This is a genomic window from Mesorhizobium sp. M2D.F.Ca.ET.226.01.1.1 (assembly GCF_004022705.2).
Taxonomy (GTDB): Bacteria; Pseudomonadota; Alphaproteobacteria; order Rhizobiales; family Rhizobiaceae; genus Mesorhizobium.
On the sequence record NZ_RZOY02000012.1, the window covers coordinates 123,208 to 145,535 of the forward strand.

15 protein-coding genes and 1 pseudogene are annotated in these 22,328 nt (G+C 64.3%); 6 read left to right on the plus strand and 10 right to left on the minus strand.

Annotated features, from left to right (window positions below; all coding sequences use genetic code 11):
• A partial coding sequence (locus EN869_RS25905) for a VCBS domain-containing protein (RefSeq protein ID WP_210236309.1) occupies positions 1-2,860 on the minus strand: 2,860 nt, incomplete at its 3' end.
• A 350-nt stretch (positions 2,861-3,210) separates the two neighbouring features.
• Here EN869_RS25905 and EN869_RS25910 point away from each other — a divergent pair.
• Positions 3,211-4,128 (plus strand): transglutaminase-like cysteine peptidase, encoded by a 918-nt coding sequence (locus EN869_RS25910; protein ID WP_348630873.1) that lies wholly within the window; start codon positions 3,211-3,213, stop codon positions 4,126-4,128.
• A 102-nt stretch (positions 4,129-4,230) separates the two neighbouring features.
• Here EN869_RS25910 and EN869_RS25915 read toward each other — a convergent pair whose 3' ends face one another.
• The 5 genes and pseudogenes from EN869_RS25915 to EN869_RS25935 form a co-directional block, all read right to left on the minus strand.
• A complete protein-coding gene (locus EN869_RS25915; RefSeq protein ID WP_127230820.1) occupies positions 4,231-4,872 on the minus strand; it encodes a ribbon-helix-helix domain-containing protein in 642 nt (213 codons plus the stop codon).
• Entirely contained in the window at positions 4,862-6,151 is a 1,290-nt protein-coding gene (locus EN869_RS25920) for an HlyD family type I secretion periplasmic adaptor subunit (RefSeq protein ID WP_127230821.1), read from the minus strand. The genes EN869_RS25915 and EN869_RS25920 overlap by 11 nt, the downstream gene beginning before the upstream one ends.
• A gap of 15 nt (positions 6,152-6,166) precedes the next feature.
• Positions 6,167-8,299, minus strand: a complete 2,133-nt coding sequence (locus tag EN869_RS25925; protein ID WP_127230822.1) for a type I secretion system permease/ATPase — start codon at positions 8,297-8,299, stop codon at positions 6,167-6,169.
• Positions 8,300-8,339: 40 nt separating this feature from the next.
• Entirely contained in the window at positions 8,340-9,788 is a 1,449-nt protein-coding gene (locus tag EN869_RS25930) for a TolC family outer membrane protein (RefSeq protein WP_127230823.1), read from the minus strand.
• Between the two features lie 333 nt (positions 9,789-10,121).
• Positions 10,122-10,220, minus strand: a pseudogene (locus EN869_RS25935) (3-oxoacyl-ACP reductase); the annotation flags it as partial.
• A 248-nt stretch (positions 10,221-10,468) separates the two neighbouring features.
• Here EN869_RS25935 and EN869_RS25940 point away from each other — a divergent pair.
• The gene (locus tag EN869_RS25940) at positions 10,469-11,809 is read left to right on the plus strand and encodes an NAD(P)H-dependent oxidoreductase (protein WP_127230824.1); all 1,341 of its coding nucleotides are present in this window, start codon (positions 10,469-10,471) and stop codon (positions 11,807-11,809) included.
• Here EN869_RS25940 and proC read toward each other — a convergent pair.
• From proC to EN869_RS25955, 3 genes are all read right to left on the minus strand, one after another.
• Positions 11,784-12,599 carry a pyrroline-5-carboxylate reductase gene (gene proC, locus EN869_RS25945; RefSeq protein ID WP_127230825.1) on the minus strand — a complete coding sequence of 272 codons (816 nt, stop codon included), beginning with the start codon at positions 12,597-12,599 and terminating at the stop codon, positions 11,784-11,786. The two genes, EN869_RS25940 and proC, sit on opposite strands and share 26 nt — an antisense overlap.
• An 82-nt stretch (positions 12,600-12,681) precedes the next feature.
• Complete coding sequence (locus EN869_RS25950) at positions 12,682-14,001, minus strand: O-antigen ligase (protein ID WP_127230826.1); 1,320 nt, start codon at positions 13,999-14,001, stop codon at positions 12,682-12,684.
• Complete coding sequence (locus EN869_RS25955) at positions 13,970-14,968, minus strand: glycosyltransferase (RefSeq protein WP_127230827.1); 999 nt, start codon at positions 14,966-14,968, stop codon at positions 13,970-13,972. The genes EN869_RS25950 and EN869_RS25955 overlap by 32 nt, the downstream gene beginning before the upstream one ends.
• A 170-nt stretch (positions 14,969-15,138) precedes the next feature.
• On the opposite strand from EN869_RS25955, the gene EN869_RS25960 reads away from it, so the two are divergent.
• The 3 genes from EN869_RS25960 to EN869_RS25970 are packed head-to-tail and all read left to right on the plus strand — an operon-like array spanning position 15,139 to position 18,019.
• Positions 15,139-16,311, plus strand: coding sequence for a glycosyltransferase family 4 protein (locus EN869_RS25960; RefSeq protein ID WP_127230828.1), 1,173 nt, complete (start codon positions 15,139-15,141; stop codon positions 16,309-16,311).
• Positions 16,308-17,102 carry a WecB/TagA/CpsF family glycosyltransferase gene (locus EN869_RS25965; protein WP_127230829.1) on the plus strand — a complete coding sequence of 265 codons (795 nt, stop codon included), beginning with the start codon at positions 16,308-16,310 and terminating at the stop codon, positions 17,100-17,102. The genes EN869_RS25960 and EN869_RS25965 overlap by 4 nt, the downstream gene beginning before the upstream one ends.
• On the plus strand, positions 17,099-18,019 hold the full coding sequence (locus EN869_RS25970) for a DUF6492 family protein (protein ID WP_127230830.1): 921 nt from the start codon (positions 17,099-17,101) through the stop codon (positions 18,017-18,019). The genes EN869_RS25965 and EN869_RS25970 overlap by 4 nt, the downstream gene beginning before the upstream one ends.
• Positions 18,020-18,174: 155 nt before the next feature.
• On the opposite strand, the gene EN869_RS25975 is transcribed toward EN869_RS25970, so the two are convergent.
• Positions 18,175-19,470, minus strand: coding sequence for a lipopolysaccharide biosynthesis protein (locus EN869_RS25975; RefSeq protein ID WP_127230831.1), 1,296 nt, complete (start codon positions 19,468-19,470; stop codon positions 18,175-18,177).
• Between the two features lie 201 nt (positions 19,471-19,671).
• Between EN869_RS25975 and EN869_RS25980 the strand changes: the two genes are divergently transcribed.
• Positions 19,672-22,131 (plus strand): GumC family protein, encoded by a 2,460-nt coding sequence (locus tag EN869_RS25980; RefSeq protein ID WP_127230832.1) that lies wholly within the window; start codon positions 19,672-19,674, stop codon positions 22,129-22,131.
• Positions 22,132-22,328 lie beyond the last annotated feature (197 nt).

The following is a 22,328-nucleotide window of genomic DNA, read 5'->3' on the forward strand; positions in this document are numbered from 1 at the left end:
CGTCGGCGCCGTAGTTGGAGGTCAGCGTCACGATCGCCGCAGCGCTCGTGGCCGTCATGATCGCCGGGTTCAGCACGCCGTCCGTCGTCGGACCGTTGTTGGTCTCGTCGAGCGTCACCGAGCTGCCGGCGACGGCGTTGCTGATCGACGGAACATCGTCCGTGATGTTGATCGAGATGGTCGACGTCGACGTGTTGCCAAAACTATCGGTCACCGTGAACGTGAACACGTCCTGCCCGGGCTGCACGTTGGCGCCGTCGTTGCCGGCCGGGACATTCGCCTCCGGCGACGTCAATGTATAGGTGTAGGTGCCATCCGCGTTGACATGCAGGATGCCGTACGTGCCATTGATGTTCGTGCCGACATTGCCGCTCACGTCGCTGCCGACATCGCCTGCCTGAACACCGGTCACGGTTGCACCGTCCGGATCCGAGAAGATCAGCTGGCCTTTCGTCGTCTCCGTGCCGTCGCCCGCATGCGAACCGTCCACAGTCCCGGGGCCGAGGTCGCCGGCCGGCGGCGTCGTGTCGATGCCCGCCTCGTTGACCGCCGCAACCTCCGGCTTCACCAGCGGCTGGCTGCCGGTCACGTCGATCGTTAGCGTCGCCGGCGAGGTGTCGCCATCGCCGTCGGTGATCGTGTAGTGGAACACGTCAGTGCCGGTGGGTGCGTTCGGGGTGGCCTGATAGCTGTAATCGCCATTGGCGAACACCGTCAGCACGCCATGCGCGCCCGTCACCGTCATCACGCCGTTGCTCGTTACCGCACCGGTCCAGGCGATCGACGCGATGCCGTCCGCACCAGCCGTGTCGGCCGCGCCGGTGCCGTGGGTGCTCGTGCCGGCCTCGACATTGCCCGTCACCGTCTCGCCGGACTGTGCCGCGTCGGTATCGGCCTTGGCCGTCGGCACGTCGTCGATGACGTTGATCGTCAGGGTACCCGATGCGGGCTGGCCGTCGAGGTCGGTCACTGTGACCGCGAAGCTCGGATTGGCCTCGACGTTGGGGCCGTTGTCGCCGGCGGCGGCGAGATAGTCCGCCGTCAGAGTGTAGGTGTAGTGGATGGTCCCGGTGCCGGTCGCGCTGTCATAGGTGTAGTACGCGCTCACCTGGCCATTCGACCCCGGACCCGCCGTGAACACGGTCGGGTTGCCGGCATCGCTCGACAGCGCATTGCCGCCCAGGGACACCGAGCCGACGCCGTCCGGAGAGGAGAACGAGATCGTGCCGCTCGTCGTGTTCGAGCCGTCATGCAGCGTACCGCTCGCCAGGCCCGCCTCGTTGACGAGCGCACCGTCAGCGCCCGCGGCCGGGATGTCGCCCAGCTTCGGCGGCTCGTTGCCGATGTTGATCGTCAGCGTGGTGCTCGACTGGTCACCGTCGCCATCTGTCAGCGTGTAGTGGAACACATCGCTCACGCCGCCGGGCGTGTTCGCCGCGCGGTCGTAGGTGTAGTGGCCGTCCGAATAGAGCGTCAGCGTGCCGTACTGGCCCGCAATCGTGGTGCCGGTGACGGCGGACGTCACATCCTGCGGCGCACCCGTGCCATAGGCCGAGGTTACGCTGGCGCCGTCCGCTCCCTTTACGTCCGCGCTCGTGACCGGATCCGTCTCGCCGGCGCCGGTGATCACATTTCCCGAGATCTCTGCATGGCTGCCCGCCGCGACGCTGTTGGCGTCCGGGTTCGCCGTCGGCACATCGTCGACGATCTGAACCGAGAGCGTTCCGGGAAGCGAGACGTCGCCGTCGCTGTCGGTGACGGTCACGGTCATGTTGTCGAAGATGGGAGCGTCGCCGGCCGGATGTGTCTCTGCATGCAGCAGCGTGTAGGTGTAGCTCACCTGGCCGGTGGCGGGGTCGTAGCCGTTGATGGTCAGCGTGTTGCCGAGCGGCGTGGTGATGTCGATCGGCGTCGACCCGCTGTTGGCGAGCTCGGCGGCCGAAATCACCTGGCCGTTGATGTTGACCGAGCCGATGCCGTCCGGCGAGTTGATGGTGAAGGTGCCGGTGTTGTGCTCGGAGGGGTCGTTGTCGACCGCGGCGCTGGTGCCCGCTTCGCCGGACCCCGTCGCGCCGGCAGTCTCCAGACCCTTCTCATCGACGGTGGTGTCGCCGCCGTTGACCGAAGGCGTCAGGTCGAGGATCGTTGGCGTCGAATTCTCGCGCACGAGCCCCGGGAACAGATCCCTATGCTCCGGCTGACCGAACGACAGATCCGTCGGCGGCAGAAGCGCCGTCAGGCCAAAGCCGTCGCCGATACCACCGGGAGGCTGTTCGAAATTTCCGCCTGCGCTGCTCGAGCCGTTGCCGCCGGCCGAGATCGAGCCGTCGGCGCCGAAGGCGACATCGACATGGCTTGCCTCGAGCGCGGCGATCAGGGCGACGCGCGGCACCTCGACGTCGCCGATGATGAAGGTCGGCACATTGAGCGCGCCGTCCTTGATGATGATCTCGGACCCGTCGGCCTGCACCAGCACGAGGTTGTGCCCCTCGACCTTGATGTTGTCGATTGAGACATTGGCCGGGAGCTTCACGACATTGCCGGCTTCGGCGTGATATTCATGCGGGACGTTCGTAGCCGCTGCATTCGCCGCCGGTGCATTCGCGGCCGGGGCGTTTGCGGCATTGGACGCCGGGGCGTTGGAGGCGGGGGCTTTTGCGTCCGCTGCTGGCTGGTTTGCCCCTTGAGCGTTGGCTGCGCCCTGCGCCGGAGCGCCGTTGCCGACATCGACCGGCACGGGCTCACTTGCCGCCTGGCCGCTTGCCGCGACCTGGACTCCCGTCGGGATGTGATTTTCACCAGCGCTGGTGTGCTCGTCCCACGAATTTGAAACGGCGTCGAATTCGATATTGTTCGTCATAGCCAAAACCCCTCCGGCATTTCCCGGAAAGAGACATGCGGGGCCGGAACTTTGCAACAGACCTTCAATCTATTTCATATACTGCAATATGTAGAGAATCGCATTTTTTACACTTGGTAAATCCTGATGATATATGCAGATATGCATGTTCTTAAGGAATGCGGAACTGGCTGCCGCGCACGTCGCCGGTTTGGTAAATGAAAGTATAAATTTGAATAAAATTCGATGGAAAATAGAATAGAGTGATTCGCGGAAATTTACCCACCTTCATTTCCGATAATTTGAGACAAGATTGGTAGCGTCCACAGTCAAAGGTGGGCGTTATGAAAATACAAGAAGCAGCCCCGGGCATGACGGGGATCAAGGTACTCTTGCTGGCGATTGGCCTTGCCGTTCCAGCAAATCCATCATCGGCGAGCCCGAATTCAGTCGCGGATCCGGCCCTGCAACAGCTGTTTGCGCCGGCCAGCCTGGGCGGTGTTTCACTGGTCCGGCATGAGCCCTGGCAGCCGGCCGCCGCCTACCGGATCGCGGAGATTTCGGCTGGCTACGCGCCGGCACTTAATGAGGTTTCGAGCGCCGCTGGCGGTGCCGGCATCGACCCGATCCAGACAGCCGCGATCATTCCCGGCGTTTTCGGCTCCGTCGCCCTGTCGATGCGCAATTTCCCGGTCGCGGCGCGCTGGGCTCCCGTCTACAAGGCCATCGTCGATTGCACCGCGGGCAGCTCCTGCGACCGCGAAAGCCCGGCTTTCGCCGAGATCATCAACATTGCCGCCGGCAAGGGTTTTCGCGAAAAGCTGTCCTTCGTCAACAGCAGCATCAACCGCCTGATCGCCTATCGCAAGGACAGCGTCGTCTACGGCGAGCTCGACTACTGGGCAAAGCCTTCCGAAGTCCTCGAGCATCGCGCAGGGGATTGCGAGGATTTCGCCATACTCAAGATGGCGGCGCTGCTGCGCGCCGGCATCCCGGCGCAGAGCATGTCGCTGGTCGTGCTCCAGGATCGCCGCCGTAAGTTCTTCCACGCGGTTCTGTCGGTGAGCACGGGAAGCGGCGCTTTCATCCTCGACAGCCTCAGCAACGCCGTCATGCGCGACAGCGACCTGCCCGACTATGTTCCGCTCTACTCCTTCAGCACCGATCGCGCCTGGATCCACGGCTCGAAGTCCGGTGCGCAGATGGCCGACATAGCCGGCGGCTTCGCAACCGTGGCGCCTGGCGAAGGTTCGCCGGAACCATCAGTCGCTTCGAACCTGAGGCAATAGAGCGGAGCGGTCCGACGGTTTACGGAAATTCGAAACTTCTCGATCTGTCGTTTCCAAGTAATTCCGGACAGGAAGCTGCTGCCCGCGTTTCCCAAAATTGGCTTAGCCGTTGAAGACGAAGGCCATTAGCAGTTCGGTCTCGGTGACAGGCGCGCGCACGGCGCTGAGCTGGCCGCGATAGCGGCGCTCGCCGGCGCCGATGACGAAGCCGGTGCTCACCGGCGTCTCGCCGTTGGCGTCGAGCCGGGCGAAGATGTCGGGAACGTGGAGGTCGAGCGCCAGCTTCAGATCCTGCCGCCCATCCTCGCCGGGCGCGCTCGGCAATTGACGCCTGACCAACTGCTGGAACGGCGTGTTGAAGGCCAGGATCTTCTTCGACGAAGACAACGCGAAGGCGGGCGAGGGGCAGGCGATCAGGATCGCATTGATGGTGCGGATCGAAGCGAGCTTGCGCAGCTCCATGCTTTCCTCGGCAAGGCCACGCATGCAGGCGACCCGGATCGCCGAGGTGAGATTGCCATGGTCGGGATGCTGTTCGGCGATCTCCTCGACCAGCATGCCGATCGTGCATTTGCGGTTTTCCGCCATCTGCTTCAGCGACACCCAGAAGGCGCGTTCCAGCCGGATGCCGCGACGCACGCCGCCGCGCGCCACAACGCGGAACTCCGGGCCGAAATCCTCGGCCACGAGCGCCGGCAGCAGCCGTTCGCGCGGAGTGTCGGGGCGGGTGGCGCTATCGCTCACTCATCGCCTCCTGACGCGCCTTGTTGATGGGCTTCAAAAGATAGTTGAGGATCGTCTTGCGTCCAGTCTTGATGTCGACCGAGCAGATCATGCCGGGAATGATCGAGTAGGTCTTGCCGTTTCGTGTCAGCGTCGACTTCTCGGTGGCAACCCGCACCTGGTAGTAGGGCTCGCCGGTCTTCTGGTCGACGAGACTGTCGGCGGTGATGTTGGAGACCTTGCCTTCGATGCCGCCGAAGATCGAGAAGTCATAGGCCGTCACCTTGATCAGCGCATCCTGGTCCGGCTGGATGAAGGCGACGTCGCGTGGTGAAACCCGTGCTTCGACCAGAAGCGTCTCGGAAGTCGGCACGATACCGGCCACCACCGCGCCTGGCTGCACGAAGGCGCCGAGCGTGTTGATGTCGAGCGTATTGACGATGCCGTCGACCGGCGAGCGGATGTCGGTGCGCGCCACCTTGTCCGTGGCGCCGCGAATGGTTTCGTCGACCACGGAAAGATCGGCGAGCGCCTGCGTCAGGTCGCTCAACGCTTCCTGTTGTAGCTGTAGGCCCAATTCGTTCACCTGAAGCTGCGCTTCGGTGATTGCCGCCCGGCCCTTCTTGATCGTCTCTCCGGCAAGGGCCAGCTGTCCGTGAAGGTCGGTCTGTTCCCGCTCGACACGGATCTGTTCGGTCCTGGCCATCAGGCCTTTCTTGACCATGGGTTCGACCAGCGCCGCCTCCTGGTCGGTGACGGCCAGGCTCTTGGACAGGCGGTCGGCGTTGGCGGTGGCCTCGTCCAGTTCCTTCTCGCGCTGATCGAGACGCGATTTGAGAACGGACAGCTTCACATCGAAATTGTCGCGGCGCGCAACGAGCAGCTTTTGCTCGTTGTCGCAGATTTCCGGCGCGACTTTCTGGATTTCCGCCGGGCAGGGGAACGCCCCTTCGACATTGCCGCTCTGCTCGAACTGCAGCCGCGCGATGCGCGCCTGCAGCGCTCGCGCCTTGGCCTTCTCTTCGCCAAGGCTCGACGTGTTGCCCGAATTGTCGAGACGGATGATGAGGTCGTTCTTCTTGACGGTCTGGCCGATCTTGACGGCGATCTCCTGCACCACGCCGGGCTCGCTGGCCTGAATGATCTGCGTCTTGGAAGCCGGTATCACCTTGCCATCGCCGCGCGCGATCTCATCGACCTCGGCAAACGATGCCCAGGCCGTGAAGCACACAAACAGCGCGCCCACGATATAAACGGACGCCGAAGCGAAAAGGGGCGGGCGATCTTCCTTTGCAAGCATATCTATGCGTTCCGGTCAGGCATTGCCCTTCTGCAATGCCTGGATGACTTGTTCCTTTGGCCCGTCGGCGACGACGCGGCCTTGATCGATGACGATGAGGCGGTCGGCGAGTTCGAGCATGCTGTAGCGATGGGTCGACACGATCAGCGTCGTGTCGCGGTCGAACGCCACCTTGAGCTGCTTGATCAACTGCCGTTCGGAAGCGAGGTCCATCGAACCCGACGGCTCGTCGAGGAAAACGATCTTGGGTTTGGTCAAAAGCAGCCGCGCGATTGCCACCGCCTGCCGCTGTCCGCCCGACAGATTGGTGCCCCGCTCGCCGACATTCATGTCGTAGCCGCGCGGATGCCGCGAGACGAAGTCATCGACGCCCGCGGCTTTCGCCGCGTCGATGATCTCCTCGTCGGTCGCTTCCGGCGCCGCCATCAAAAGGTTTTCCTTGATGGTCCCCGAAAACAGATCGCCGGCCTGCGCGACGATCCCGACCGCGGCGCGAACCTCGGATGGATGGTATTGGCGGATGTCGATGCCGTCGACCATGAGCTCGCCCGACGTCGGCAGGAAAAGCCGGCCGATCAGCCGGCCCATCGTGGTCTTGCCGGAGCCGATGCGGCCGATGATGCCGACGCGCTCGCCAGGCCTGACCGCGATATTGAGCCCGCTCAGAACTTCGTTCTCCGTGCCCGGATAGGCGAAGCCGACATTCTTGAAGACGAGCGCGCCGCTGCGGATCGGCCGGTTGACGAAACCGACCGTGTCCGGGCGGTCCTCCGGCTGCGACATGATCGTGTTGATGATCCTGAGCGACAACATCGCCTGGCGGAACCGCGCAAGCGTGATGGCGATCTGGCCGAGCGGCGCCACGGCGCGGCCAGCTAGCATCACGGTGCCGATGATGGCGCCTGTCGAGATCTGGCCTTCCGAGAACGCATAGGCGCCGGCCACGACCAGGGCGACCGTCACGAATTGCTGGATGGCGCCGGTGACGTTGCCGGCCGCCGCCGACAGCTCCTTGATCTTCTCCGAGGTGTTGGCTGCATTCTTCGAGTGCTCGCCCCACTTGCGCAAGAGATAGGCCTCGGCGCGCAGCGACTTGATCGTCTCCAGCGTGGAAATCGATTCGACCAGCAGCGCCTGGCGCTGCGAGGCCTCGTTCATGGAGGCGGCGACCCGCTTGCCGATCCGCCGCTGCGTGATCAGCCCGACAATGACGGAGATGACGAAGGCCAGCGCCGGTATGATCACCAGCCAGCCGCCGATGGCATAGATCACTGCCAGGAAGACGAAGACGAAGACCGTGTCGATGAAGACGCTGATAGTGTTGGAGGTGAAGAACTCGCGCACGAACTCATACTGCGTGACGCGGTTTGCATATTCGCCCGTCGACCCGGGCCGGGCCGAAAGCGAAGAGTTCAGCACTTTCTCGAACAGCAGATAGGAAATCCGCAGGTCCGCCTTGCGTCCGGCATAGTCGATCAGCGACGCCCTCGCCGTCTTGAGCAGCAGGTCGAACAGGATGGCCGCGCCGATGCCGAGCGCCAGCACCCACAGCGTGGCGATCGCCTTGTTCGGCAGGATGCGGTCGTAGACGTTCATGGTGAAGATCGGCGAGGCGATCGCCAGTAGGTTGATGAAGACCGCCGACAGCACCACCTTCGAGTAGGTGCGCCAGAACGCCCCCATGGTGCCGGTAAGCCAGTGACGCCTTTCGATCCGCGCGGCGGTGCCGACCGTCATCTCTTCGGCAGCGTTGGCATAGGTGATCGAGAAGGACGTGCCGCCGCTGATATAGCTCTCGGCAAGTTCCGATCTGTCGATCGTGGTGCGGCCGTTTTCCTGCGGCGCCGTCAGATATTGCCCGCCCTCCGTCTCCGCCAGCAGAGCGACCGGCAACTGGCTGACGCGGAAGACGATGGCCGGAAGATCGAAGCGGCCGCGCAGGAAGTCGCGATGGCTGAAATCCTGGACTTCGAGGCCGATGCGTTCGGCCAGATGGCGGATTTCATCCGGCTCGATGCGCGTCTCCGAAATCGGCACGCCTGCAAACAGCACCGTTTCAGCGCTCGGCCTGCCGAGATAGGCCGCAACAGCGCAGAAGCAGGCTTTGAAAGCCTCCTTGGGCGACAAGATATGAGGTTGCTGGTTCACGATCCGCCCCGAAGGACTGAAAGATCGATGCTTACATCGGCTACTTTTTCCTGACCGGCGCGAGGATGTCGAACGGCAGATCGTTCTTCTGTTCCGACGGCGTCCGCGCATAGGTCTCGGTGTCGGCCGTAGCCGGCACACCGAACTCCGCCCGCGCATAGGCGTCCGACTGCTTGGCCGGCTGGATGTTGAGCGTCTTCAGCAATTCCCCGGTTGCGGCCAGCAACCGGTATTCCGCAAACAGCGACGCGTAGGACGACGTGTCGGCCAGCGTTGCGGTGTTGAAGCGCGTGTTCTGGGCATCGAGCACATCGAGTAGCGAGCGCTGTCCGACCTTGAACTGCTCGCGGTAGGAAGCGACGAGCTTTTCATTGGTGGCTGCCTGCTGACGCAGCGTCTTTGCAAGGTCGGCCTGGCGGAAGCGGCGGTCCCAGGAGGTGCGGACAGCTTCCTCGATCTCGCGCTGCACCTGGTGCAACGCAAGACGCTGCTCGCTGGTGCGGCGGATCTGCTCCTGTTCGTTGGCCTTGTCGATACCACCGCGATAGAGATTCCAGCGCAGCACCACCCGGGCCTGCAGGTCGCTGGTGTCGCCATTGTCGCCATCGATATCGTACCCGCCGCGGGCGACACCCTCGGCGGAGATTGTCGGACCGTATTTCGCCCGCGCCGCATCGACCAGCGAAGCCGCGGCGTCGATATCGCTGTTGGCCATATGGACACGCGGATTGTTCTGCCTGGCAAGCCCGATCGCATCGTCCAGCGACCGCGGCAGGGCGGCTGAGACATCAGCCGGCCGCGATGGGCTGGTCAGCGGCTTGCCGACATTCTTGAAGAAGCGGATCTTGGCCGCCTCGAGTTCCTCGGTTGCCTCCTGCATCCGCGCCTTGGCGGCAAAGAGGCGTTCCTCGGCTTGCTGACGGTCGGCATCGTTGAGCGCGCCGCCAGCGATGCCTTGCTTGATGTCGCTGAGGATGGACTGATGAAAGCCAAGGTTCTTCTTGGCTTCGGCCACGATCGAAGCCTGCAGCATATACTCCAGATAGTCCTGGACGACCGCAAGTCCGATGAACTCGGACCGCTCCAGAACCCGGAAGGAAGCTCCGTCGACCCGCGAGGCCTGACGATTGAGTTCCGCCCGCCTCGCGCCGCTGTCGTAAAGCGTCTGCGAAACGGTAAGGTCGGCCTCGTTCGGATAAAGGGCTTTGTGATCCTCGTCGAGCGCGCGCCGTGTGTCATTGTCCAGGCGGCGAACGCCGGTCGACGCTTCCAGATCGACGCTCGGAAGATAAAGGCCTTTCGCCTGGCGCAGCTCGAATTCGATCGCTTCGCGATTTTCGATCGCCTGGCCAATCTCTGGATTGGATTCCACAGCGACTGCAACGGCTTCCTTGAGCGTGAGTGCACTGGCGCTACCGCAAGCCAGCATCGACACCGTAATGGCAAGCGCAACGCGCCAGCCGACGGTAATTTTACCCGTCCTGGTCATTTCTACCCCGTGACTATCCCCGCGCCATTTTGTTTTTATTGGCGCCTATTTGCCCAAGCCTGCCACCGGAGCTTTCGGCCAGTATCTATCAGATTTTTCGAGGATGTGAGTGCATAATGGATTAGGCACCACTTAAAAGGGCGATTCACGGCATTAGAGCCAATGCCTGTAGCAAAAATGGCACATAACCGAGTGCCGCAGGCGAGGGGCCGTCAGCCCAAAACGGGCCGCTATGGTTAATGATCTGGAACCAATGGCGATTCGTGCGGCGGCCATGCTGAGGCCTGTTTCAACGGTACCGTGCCGCAGGAAACTACCGACCAAGCCGCTAACGACAAGAATGTTGGCGCCAGTGATCTGCGCCGCCGCCGGCGGCGCCAGAAACACCACCGTTCCCACGACATCGACCGGATCGCTGATGCGGTCGAGCGGGGTGGCCCAGAACGTGCGCGTGAAATCCTGGTCGGCAAGCAAGAGGCGGGTGAAGGCCGGCGTGGCATCAGCTCATCCGACATTCGCCGGTCGCGCCGCGGAAGTCAGAAGGTCGCGGCTAGTTGAGGAAAAACTGCTGCGGCTTTGCAAAGCATGCGCAAGAAATCGCCATGCTCGCCTGCTTTGGTTGGCAAACCGGGATCGTTCGCTGTAATGCCAGCCGGAAGCAAAAGCGTGGAACGTCTTGCATGACCAATGTCGTCCTGACCGGGCTTGCCCGTGATCTCGCTCGGCGCGCCGCCGAGGGCAGGCCGGTGCGCATCGGCGTCATCGGCTCCGGCGAGATGGGCACCGATCTGGTGACGCAGGGCATGCTGATGCCGGGCATTTCGATCGCGGCCATTTCTACGCGCCGCCCGCACACCGCGCGCGAGGCGATCCGTATCGCCTATGGGGACGAAGCGATGGCCGCCGAGGCCGAAACGGCCTCCCGGGTCACCCAGGCGATCGAGGCTGGCCGCATCGCCATCACCTCGAACGAGATGCTGGTCACCAACCCGTTGATCGACGTCGTCATCGACGCCACGGGCAAACCGGGCGTCGCCGCCGATTTCGACCTGATGGCCATGGAGCATGGCAAGCACCTAGTGATGATGAATGTCGAGGCCGACGTGACCATCGGCTGCTACCTGAAGCAGCAGGCCGACCGCTTGGGTGTGGTCTACTCGGTTGGCGCCGGCGACGAGCCGTCAAGCTGCATGGAACTGATCGAATTTGCCTCGGCGCTTGGGCTGACCATCGTCGCGGCCGGCAAGGGCAAGAACAACCCGCTCAACCACGACGCTGTCCCGGACGACTACCGGGAGGAGGCTGAACGCCGCAACATGAACCCGCGCATGCTGGTCGAGTTCGTCGATGGCTCGAAAACCATGGTCGAGATGTGCGCCATCGCCAACGCCACCGGCCTGGTGCCGGATGTTCCCGGCATGCATGGTCCCAAGGCCGATCGCGACCACCTGGCCAAGGTGCTGATCCCGAAGGAGGATGGCGGCCTCCTGTCGAGGAAAGGCGTGGTCGACTACACGATCGGCAAAGGCGTGGCGCCCGGGGTCTTCGTCATTGTCGAGGCGACGCATCCGCGCGTCGTCGAGCGCATGGACGACCTGCATGTCGGCAAGGGTCCCTACTACGGCCTGTTCAGGCCCTATCACCTGACCTCGCTGGAAGTGCCGCTGACTGCAGCCCGAATCATGCTGCATGGCAAGCCCGACATGGTGCCTCTGCCGAAGCCCGTGGCGGAAGTCTGCGCGGTCGCCAAGCGCGACCTTGCCGCCGGCGAGGCCTTCGATGCCATCGGCGAGACCTGCTACCGCTCCTGGACCATGATGGTCGCCGATGCCCGCGCCAGCCGCGCCCTGCCGGTCGGGCTGCTCGAAGGCGGCAAGGTGCTGAAGCCTGTCAGGAAAGGCGAGCTGCTGACGGCGGATAATTCTGCGCCGGACCGGACGACGAAGCTCTACGCTTTGCGCCAGCTCCAGGACGAGATGCTGTACGGTGCGAAGGTTACTTACCCAGCTCTATCGACCTGAGCCGCGCCGCCTCGACGGCTTCCGTAACAAGGTTCGTTAGCCGGTCCCCGCCCATGAGCACGGCGAGTGCGGCGGCTGTCGTGCCGTTGGGGCTGGTCACCTGCTGGCGCAGCACGCCCGGTTCCTCATCGCTTTCGCTGGCGAGCGAGGCGGCGCCGAAAACGGTCTGCATGGCAAGCAGCTTGGCGGTCTCGGCCGGCAGGCCGGCCTTCTCGGCCGCAATCGTCAGCGCCTCGATGAAGTGGAAGATATAGGCGGGGCCGGAGCCGGAGACGGCCGTCACGGCATCCATGAGGCCCTCGTCGTCGATCGTCGTCACGACCCCGCTGGCGGACAAAAGCTCGAGGACGAAGCGGCGGACGTCGTCGGAGACCAGCGGGTTGGAGAACACCACCATCATGCCCTTGCCGATCGCAGCCGGCGTGTTCGGCATACAGCGGATCACTGGCGCGTGCTCGCCGAGAATAGTTTCGAACGTGGCGACCGGTGTGCCGGCGGCAATGCTGAGAAAACTGGTCCTGCCGTCGCCGAAGCGCTTGTAGTCAGCCGTCACCTCGCGGATCACCTGCGGTTTTACCGCAATGACGACGAGATCGGGCACGGTATCGGCTGGAATGCCTGCGGCGTCGGCGGCGGCGCGACAGCCGAGATGTTCGGCGCGCTGACGCAGTTCCGCATTGGGCTCGACCACGAACATCGCCGACGGTTCGAGCTTTGCGGATTTCAGCCAGCCTGAGAGCATGGCGTAACCCATATTGCCGCAACCGGCGAGAACGAGCCTGATCGTCATCAAAAACCTCCGCAAGAAGCCTTTCCTTAGACGCTTGCGCGGCGGCGGGAAAGTCCAGCTCAGCGAAGACGATCGGCCGGGGTCAGGGGGAAAGGCGAACCGGGATCGGTCGCAGCGAGACTTGTCTTAGGCCAAGCACGCCCAGCACGAAGAACAGCCAGACGGGATCGCCGCGATGGAAGAAGAAGCTTTCCAGGAAACCGTTCAGCGCCGTGAACAGCACCACCATCATGAAGAAATCGCCGAGGAAGATGTTTTCCTTGCGCGCCGGGATGCGCATGTAGTCGCGCAAAGGCGCGATCAGGAAGGTGTAGACTGCGACGCACAGCGCCGGGATGCCCATCAGCACGGCGATGTCAAGATAGCCGTCATGGCCATGCACGATGGTGCGGATGTCCCAGGGCCTGTCGAAGGGCTGGTCCTGGTTGAGCAGCAGCGGCGTCCCCCAGAAGCTTTCATAGCCGTAGCCGGTCCATGGCCTCTTCGCCAGCATGTCGCCCGCGAACTCCCAAAGCGTCGTGCGTCCGGTATAGGTCAGGTTCGGGAAATAGGCCGCCGCCAGGTGTTTCACCGGCGGGATGAAGACGATGCCCAGCGTGCCGATGGCGGTCGCGATGATGGCCAGCGCAAACAGGATCGGCGTGCCGAGCCGCATGCCGATGAGGCTGGGCAGCACGACGATCATGATCGAGAATGGAACCAGCCCGGCCGTGGTCTTCGAGCCGGTGTGCAGCATGAACACCATCGCCGCGCAGAAGATGCCGACCCCCCACCAGCGCTGGCCGCGCCGGAAGAGATAGAGCCCGGCAAAGCTGAAACAGGCCATCACCGGACCGGCGATGTTCTTATGCGTGAAGACGCCGCGCCACAGGCCGGCATGCTCGGGCTCCTGCGAGTCGGCGGTGTGCAGCGCCTCATGCGGGAAGACGATCAGACCGATATAGGACAGGCCGATCACCACCACGGCGGTGAAGATGACCACCCTGGAGAAGGAGTCCGCGTCGCGCGGCAGCACCAGGATCGTCGCCATTGTGATGATGCCGATCATGGTGAAGGAGGCGGCGCGCATTGCCGCCGGTGGATCGGTGGCGAGCACCACCGACAGGAAGAAGAAGCCCAGCATCAGCGCCCAAGATGGGCTGACCAGCGAGCGCACCACGCGGGGGTCGGCGAAGGCGAGCAGCGCGAAGATCGAGACGGCGCCGAGCGAGCCGAAGCCGAGCTGGTTGACGATATCGCCGCCCTCGCCGGTCAGTTCCGCGCCCGCCGGCTGGAAGGGCCGGAACGAGACCATGATGACGGTGAACAGGAGCGCGGCGATGGCCGTCGCCACACCTTGCCTGGTGAAGGCGGCGCCGAGCGGCGCGCGCTCAATTTTTCTCAGGCTGTCGGTACTGCTCATTGGCATATCCGAATTCGGCAAGCACCCGGCCGAGCGCGACATAGACCGGATAGAGGCCTGTCGTCAGCGAGCCGGTGCGCGCCAGCCGGATGGCGCCGCGCAACGGCGAGGCCGCGAGCAGCGCCAGGCTTTTCAGGAAAACTTTAAAGCCGGCAAACGGCGTGCCGGCCCGCTTCTTCTTTTCGACCAGCGTCGAGATCACGCCATTGCGCAGGCTGCGGGCGCGGATCCAGTCGGCTTCGACGCGCCGTGCCGGCACGGTCTCGTTGACCTTTGCCTCGGCGCACCAGCCGAGCACGAAGCCTTTCTGCGCCGAACGGCTGAGGAAGTCGGAATCGCCGCCGCCCATGAAATTGAATCGCAAGTCGAGGAAGGGCGGTCCCATCGTGGCCAGCACGTCGCGCCCGACCAGCAGATTGCCGGACGAGTAAAGCGCCGGCACGCGGCCCGTTTCCCGATAGGGCGGTGCAAAGACCGGGTGCTCGGCCCATCTGGCGTGCCTCGCGTCGGCGAAGACCGGCACCTGTGGGCCGCCGACGATGTCGGCTTGCAGCGTCTCGGCTGCCTTGCACATGCGCTCCAGCCAGTCGGGTTCGGCGATCTCGTCGTCGTCGATGACCAGGAGGTGCCTGAAGTTTGGAAACTGCAGGATCGCCGTCTGCCAGCCGGCATTGTAAGCGCTGCAATTGCCGCGCTCATGCGCGATGATCACCATGCCGGGTATCTCGCCGCTCTCGAACAGCGGCAATACCGCGCTGGCGCTCTCGCGCGCCTCGGCCTCGTTCTCCATGACGATGACGGCGAAGCGCCGGCCGGTCCGCTGCGCCTTGAGCGAAGCCAGGGTCTCCAGCACTTGCTTTGGCCGCTTGAAGGTCGGCAGCGTCACCACCACCTCGACGCTCTCGGCGGCAAGCCCCGGCGACCGCCCGGCGATCGATACAGAAGCGTCGGACGGCAAGGGGATCATCCGTTTTTGAGCAGCGTGGGTTTGCGCCCTCGATAGCATCGCGGTGATAACGTTTCGTTAATCACCTTCTCGCCCGGCTGTCGGAAAAGCCGGGTCTTTGGCCTTTGACGGTGCCATTTAATCAAGGCTTCACCGCGTTTTGCTACCGGCTGCACCTAAGGATAGGTGAGATGCATCTGCTGTTCGCCACATCGATCGTGCCTGATGGCGCTCTCGCCTCGGGCTACGAGATTGCCAACGCCGCAATCATCGACGCCTTGCGGCGCGCCGGCGTGCGCGTGACGGTGATGGGCTTCATCTGGCCGGGCAAGGCTCCGTCCGATCCGCAAAACACCATCGTGCTCGACGCTGTCGAGGTTCGCACCGAAAGCGCGTCGCCGCTGCAAAAGTTTGCCTGGCTGGGCAAGGCGGTTTCCTCCGGCCTTACCTTTGCCTCGGTCAAGCTGCGTGTCGTTTCCGATGCCGAGGTTCGCGCCGCCATCGATCGCGCCGGTCCCTTCGATGGCTATGTGCTGAATTCGGTGCAGTTCGCCGGCGCCTTCGAAAAGGCTCTCGCCGACCGTCCATTCGTCTTCGTCGCGCACAATGTCGAGCATCGCTCGGCCGAGGAGAACGCCGCCACGGCCGGCAGCGCCTTCCAGCGCTGGATGTTCCGCCGCGAGGCGAGACTGCTCAGGGTCGTGGAAGAGCGCCTCTGCGGCGCCGCCCGCTTCGTCTTCACGCTTGCCGAGGAGGACCGCGCGGCACTTGGCGTTGCCTTCGACAGACGCTCGGCGGTGCTGCCGCTGGTGACCCGGGCGCAGGCGCCGACGATCAAGGCGAAACGCCATGTCGATTGCGACGCCGCGCTGATCGGCACCTGGACCTGGCAGCCGAACCGCATCGGACTCGACTGGTTCCTGACGAAGGTCGTGCCGCATCTGAAGCCGGATTTCCGTATCAGGATAGCGGGCAACATGCCTTCCGGCATCAGCTCGCCGCATCCCGGCGTTTCCTTTGTCGGCAGGGTTGCTGATGCGCAGGCTTTCGTGCGCGGCGCCGCCGCAATTCCCTTGATCAGCACCGCCGGCAGCGGGGTGCAGCTGAAGACCATCGAGACCTTCGAGCTCGGCCTGCCGTCCGTCGCCACCAGCCGCTCGCTGCGCGGCATCGGCTACCGTCCCGACAATTGCGTGGTGACCGACGATCCGATCGCTTTCGCGGCCGCCCTCCAGGCGGCAGCGGCAAACGTCCGCGACGTGGATGGCAGCGCCTTCCATCGCCGCCAGCTAAAGGCGCTCGACGCCGCGATCGGGCTTGGCCTGGAGAAGCTCGGCGCCGTCAGGCAGGAAGTCGCCGCATGAACATGCACACCGCGCGCGCCGCCTTCGGCTTCGACACGCTCAAGACCATTCTCGGCATTCCGGTGCTGGCCATACGCTGGGACGAGGCCATCACCTTGCTCACCCGGCTGATCGACGAGCGCCGCTTCACCAAGGTGAGTTTCCTCAACGCCCACAATGCCAACCTCGCCTGCACCGATGCGGTCTTTGCCGAGGCGCTGGAAAACTTCCTCATCCTCCCCGATGGCGTCGGCGTCGACATGGCGGCAAAGCTGCTTTACGGCGCGCCTTTCCCCAGCAACCTCAACGGCACCGACTTCATCCCGGCCTTCCTGCAGGCATCGTCGCACCCGCTGACGGTGGCGCTGCTCGGCACGACGCGCGCCAATGCCGAAGCCGCGTGTGCGAAGCTTTCGACGCTCGCCGTGCAGCACAATTTCGTCGTCATCCACGACGGCTTCTTCTCCGCCGCCGAGGAGCCGGCGATCCTCGAACGCATCGCCAGGCTGCGGCCAGATGTGCTGCTCGTTGCCATGGGCGTGCCGCGTCAGGAATTGTGGATCGAGCGCCACATCGACAGCCGTCATTGCACGCTGCCGGTCGCCGTCGGCGCGCTGCTCGATTTCATGAGCGGCTCGGTGCCGCGCGCGCCGCTTTGGCTGCGCCGGCTGCGGCTCGAATGGCTGTTCCGGCTGTGGATCGAACCCCGCCGCTTGTGGCGCCGCTACATCGTCGGCAACCCGCTCTTCCTGTGGCGCGTCGTGAGGCAGAAGCTGTCGCTTGGGCCGCGACCGGCGGAGGCACGCCGGTGAACAGCCATTTCGTGCCGGACACTGCTACCAAAATCGAACCGCTGCCGCGCGCGCCCCTGGCCGCGATCGTCACCGCGAGCTATGCGCCCGATTTCGAGCGCTGCCGGCTTCTGTGCGAAACCATCGACCGCCACGTCGCCGGCATGGCGCATCATTACATCCTTACCGAACATCGCGACGTAGCGCTGTTTCGCCAGTTGGAATCCGGCCGCCGCAGCGTCGTCGACGAGCGGGATCTGTTGCCGCGCTGGCTGCGCGTGTTCGACGATCCGCTGAGCGGTTTTCGCCGCCGCATCTGGCTGAGCTTCAGGACACAGCCGCTGCGCGGCTGGCACGTGCAGCAACTGCGGCGCATCGCCATTGCCGGCCAGGCGAAGGAAGACGTGCTGGTCTTCTGCGATTCCGATGTCGCCTTCATGAAACCGTTCGACGCGAACGCCTTTTGGCGCGACGGCAAGGTGCGGCTGTTCCGTCGCGACGGCGTGCTGTCGAATGATGGCCATGACGAGCATCGCGTCTGGTCGCGGAATGCCGGCGCAGCGCTCGGCATCGATCCCGCCAATCCGTCGAGGCACGACTACATCTCGACGCTGATCGCCTGGCGCCGCGAGACGGTCAACGCGATGTGCGAGCGCATCGGGAAGGTGCATGGTCGCGACTGGGTCGGCGTCCTCGGTTCGGCGCGCCAGTTCTCCGAATGCATGATCTATGGCCGCTATGTCGACGACGTGCTCGACGGCGCCGGCCATTTCCACGGTTCGGAGGAGTTCTGCCGCGTCCACTGGAACGGCAAGCCGCTCTCCGATGACGAATTCCGCCGCTTCGTCGACACCATGGCGCCGGAACAGGTCGCGATCGGCATGCAGTCCTTCATCGGCACCGATATCGGCCGCATCCGCCGCCTGATCGGGCTTTGAACCGCGCTGAGATTCAGGTCAGGCCGAGTCGGAGTCGAAGACGGGCGCGAAGCGACCAAACAAGGTGGTTTCCAAGAACCGGAGCGGAGTGTACTTAAAGTACGTGAGCACCGGAAGCGCAGGAAGCCGCCATTTGCAGGCCGGCCTCACCTGAATCAGATCGCCTTGGCTGGCCGGCGCATGGCCGAATAGGTCAGCAGCATCGAGGCGAGATAAAGCAGCAGGAAGACGATGTTGAGCGACAGCACCAGGTTGGCGGTGTAGGGGATGGTCGTCAGCACATAAGTGAGCAGAACCGCCTTTAGGCCGGCGAGCAGGCCGAGATTGATCGCGCGCACCGCAGTCTGGCCGCGCGCGAAGAGCAGCTCCGCCTGGTATTCGACGAGGTTGCGCAGTCCCGGCACGCAGACCGCGAGCGCCACCAGCGGCGCTGCCTCGGCGACATTCTTGCCGAGTGCGTTCGGGAAGAAATGCAGCACGATGCCGAGCGACAGCAGCGCTAGTGTCGAGACCAGGAAGACGCCGCCTTCGATGCCGCTCTTGACCGCCAGCCGCGACAGAAGCTCAGGCGCCCGCATCATGCGTTGCACCAGTATCATCGAGAAGGTGCGGATCGGGATCGCTGTGAGATCGACCAGCCGCATGATGATGGCATAGATGCCGGCCAAATGCGGTCCGCCGATCGACAGCACCAGAAGCTTGTCGAACTCCATCTGCAGGTAGAACAGCACTTCGGAACCGGCGACGTAGACGGAATCGGCGAGCCGCCGGAAATAAAGCTCGGTGCGCAGCCTTAGCCGCTGCCGTGGATAGAAGAAGACGAAGGCGACGACGAGCGAGGCTGCGTTGGCGCCGATGTAGAACAGCGACCAGACGCCGATCGTGTGCTGCGCTGCTAGCATGAACAGGATCGCGCCGGCTGCCCTCAGCGCCGTCGCCAGGATGGCAAGCACAGCCGCGCGCCCGAACTTGCCGAGCCCGTTGTTGACGATCAGCGCCACTTCGACCGGTCGCCACAACAGCGCCTCGGCGAAGACGACCGCGGCGAAGGCCGACAGCGGCACGGTGCCTGAAAAGAAGATCAGGTAGACGATATAGGAGGCGGCGGCGAGGAACGGCAGCGACAGAACGCCGAGAAGCAGGAAACCGGCGGTGAAGGTGCCGATCAGGTTGGGGCGGATCGTGGCGGTGCGATAGAGCGCCGAGATGAAGCCGAAGGCCAGGATGCGCGACAGCATGATGCCGGCGGCAGAGGCGGTCGCGAACATGCCGAACTCGGCGATCGAGAGCGTGTTGGCCAGAGCGATGAAATAGGCGAGCGAAAACACCAAGCGGCCGCCGGCGCCGCTGATTGCCGAGAAATAGTCGAATACCAGCTTCCGGCGGCTGGCCACGAAGTGGCCGATCCGCGCGAAGCTCCGCCTCTGCGGCATGTCGCTGGCCTGGGTCATGTCGGGGGCGATAGATAGGCTGGAAAGTTTAACGCGGCGTTCTGGCGGCCGCCTCAGCGGCGCCGAAATGCCGCGAGCAAGGCAAGAAACCGTGTGAGCCCGGACGCAAAATTAACCGTTTGTTTCCTATGCCCGTTTAGCGTGGCTTAACGATTGGCCGATCCGCCGCTCCCAAGCCGCCAGAGAGTAAGTTCCAGGACAATGGTTGACAGGGATAACCGTGATGACTGGAGGCGCGAGCGTTCCCTGCTGGCGCTCGGTCAGGCTATGCGCGGCGAGGACAACACGGTTGCCATCGGCGACCGGGCCAATTCTTCATGGCGCGAGGACGCCGCCGCGCGCCACCGCGCCGCGCGCTCCGAGCGCGAAGCGAAGTCTAACCCGCAGCCAGCCGGTGCTGGCGACTTAGGCAGCGATCAGACCCTGCTGAGCGCGGATCCGGTCAAAACTGCGGACGCCTGGGCCGGTGGAGATCGGCAAGCCTCGTCCGATCAGGGCCACGAGGCTGCGTCGGCGGGTAGTCGGCCGCAAGCCACCCGCGATCCTCATTATCCAAGCCGGCCATCTGCCGCCGACGATTCCCAGGAGTGGAAGCCGCTGATCGACCCGATGCAGGTCGTTCACGGCGTCATCCGATCGAAGGCGCTGATTCTGTCGACGACCATACTGGGCGCCGCCCTCGGCGTCGCGATCGCGCTGTCGACGCCGAAGAAATATGAGGCCACCACCGACGTCATCGTCGACCCCCGCGACCTCAAGCTCACCGACCGCGACCTGACGCAGAACGTGGTCGCCTCGGACGCGACGCTCGCCATCGTCGAGAACCAGGTCCGCATCCTCACCTCGGGTACCGTTCTCAACAAGGTCGTCACCGACCTCAACCTCACCAACGACCCTGAGTTCAACGGCCAAGGCAAGGGTGGCCTCGGCCTGATGTCGACGCTGCGCTCGATCCTGTCGCGGCAGGATGCCGGCCCAGCCGACGAAGCGCGCAAACGCGCTCTCGCGGTCGGCAATCTGGCCGACTGCCTCGACGTCGAGCGCGGCGGCAAGACCTTCGTGGTCTCGGTCAGCGCCACCACGCAGAACGCCGAGAAATCCGCCCTGATCGCCAACACCATGGTCAAGGCGTTTAAGCAGATCTCCAGCGAGATCCAGTCGAGCACCGCGGGCCGCGCCAATGACGAACTGACCGCCAGGCTCGACGAGTTGCGCAAGGGGGTCGAGACAGCCGAACGCAACGTCGAGGATTTCAGGGCGACGCACGACCTCGTCGACGCGCAGGGCCATCTGATCAGCGACGACCAGATGTTGAAGCTCAACGAGCAGCTTTCGGTCGCCCGCGCGCGAACGCTGGAGCTCAATGCCCGCGCGGCCTCGGCACGCTCGCTGAACGTCAATTCGGTCCTTAGCGGCACTTTGCCCGAGGAGATCAACTCCAACATGATGAGCGAGCTGCGCTCTCAATATGCGGCGCTCAAGCAGGAAGCCGACCGCGCCGAGGTCAAGCTCGGGCCGCGCCATCCGGAAATCGAGGCGCTCAACGCTCAGCTTGCCGGCGCGCGCGAACGCATCGGCGCCGAACTGCAGCGCATCGCGTCCTCGCTGCAGGTCGACCTGAAGCGCTCGGTCCAGCTTGAGCAGGATCTTTCCTCGCGCCTGGCGCAGGCCAAGGTGCAGAGCGGCGACGTCAACAACAATCTGGTCTCGCTGCGCGAGCTGGAGCGCGAGGCGGCCGCCAAGCGTTCCGTCTACGAGCAGTTCCTGCTGCGGGCCAAGGAAACCGGCGAGCAGAAGGACATCAACACCGCCAACATCAGCGTCATCTCGGACGCCTATGCGCCGCTGCAAGCCAAGGGTCCGTCGCGCGCCGTGATGGCTCTGGCCGGCCTGTTCGCGGGCCTGTTCGCTGGCATCGGCCTCGGCGCGCTGCGCGGCATCCTTGCCAGCCTGCGCGAGACGGCCGATGGCCGCTCGCGCCGCAGGGTCGATGAGCGTGTTCCAATGGTGGAGAACAGTTCCAACCGCGCCGCTCCGCCGGCGCCGCCGCTCGTCACGCCGCCACCGGTCGTCACACCGCCGCCGGCCCCGCCGGTCGCTCCGCCGCCCGCCCCGTCTTTCACGCCGCAGCGTCCCGCCCCGTCTTTCACACCGCCACCTACCTCGCCTGCGGCCCCTCAGCCCGTGTCGGTGGCTGCGCCGCCTGCGGCGCAACCCGTCACACCGCCACCGATGCCGGACAACGACGCCGGCCGCCCGGGACTTTTCGGCTCGCTGGCCTCGGCGCTCCGCTATTTCGTGCGGCGCGAGCCGGCTGACACGGTCGATCTGGACTCTGTCCCGCCCGAAAGCGCCTGGCGCGCGCCCAGCCGGGAGGAACGCTATTCTCGCGCTGAAACCCCGGCGCGGGAGAATATTCAGCCGCCATACGAGCAGGGCTATTCCTATTCCTATCGGCCGGACCATGCGCGGTCCGATCCCTACGAGGAACAGTATCCGGCCTCGCCGGCAGCCTACCATCCGCAGCCGCAGCCCGCCGGCGAGGCTCGCCAGCCAGCCGCCGACCAGGGGGAGATCGACGACATCCGAGCCAGCCTGCGCGAATTCCGCGAGGCGGTGCGCGAGCTGACCGAAAACCGCTCGCGTCGCCGCTATTTCTAAGGCACCCGTATTCTCGACTACTCGACCTTCGATAAATGCGACCGGTTTCGGGTTTACGGCATCCGACGACGCTTTGACGGGATTGCCTTGTCGAATTTTCGTGAAAATGCCGCGCGGCATTTCGGCCGATTGCGCCTTGCGTTGGCGGTTCGGAATGCGGATTGAGGCATGGGGCACGCATCGATGCGGCCTCAAAA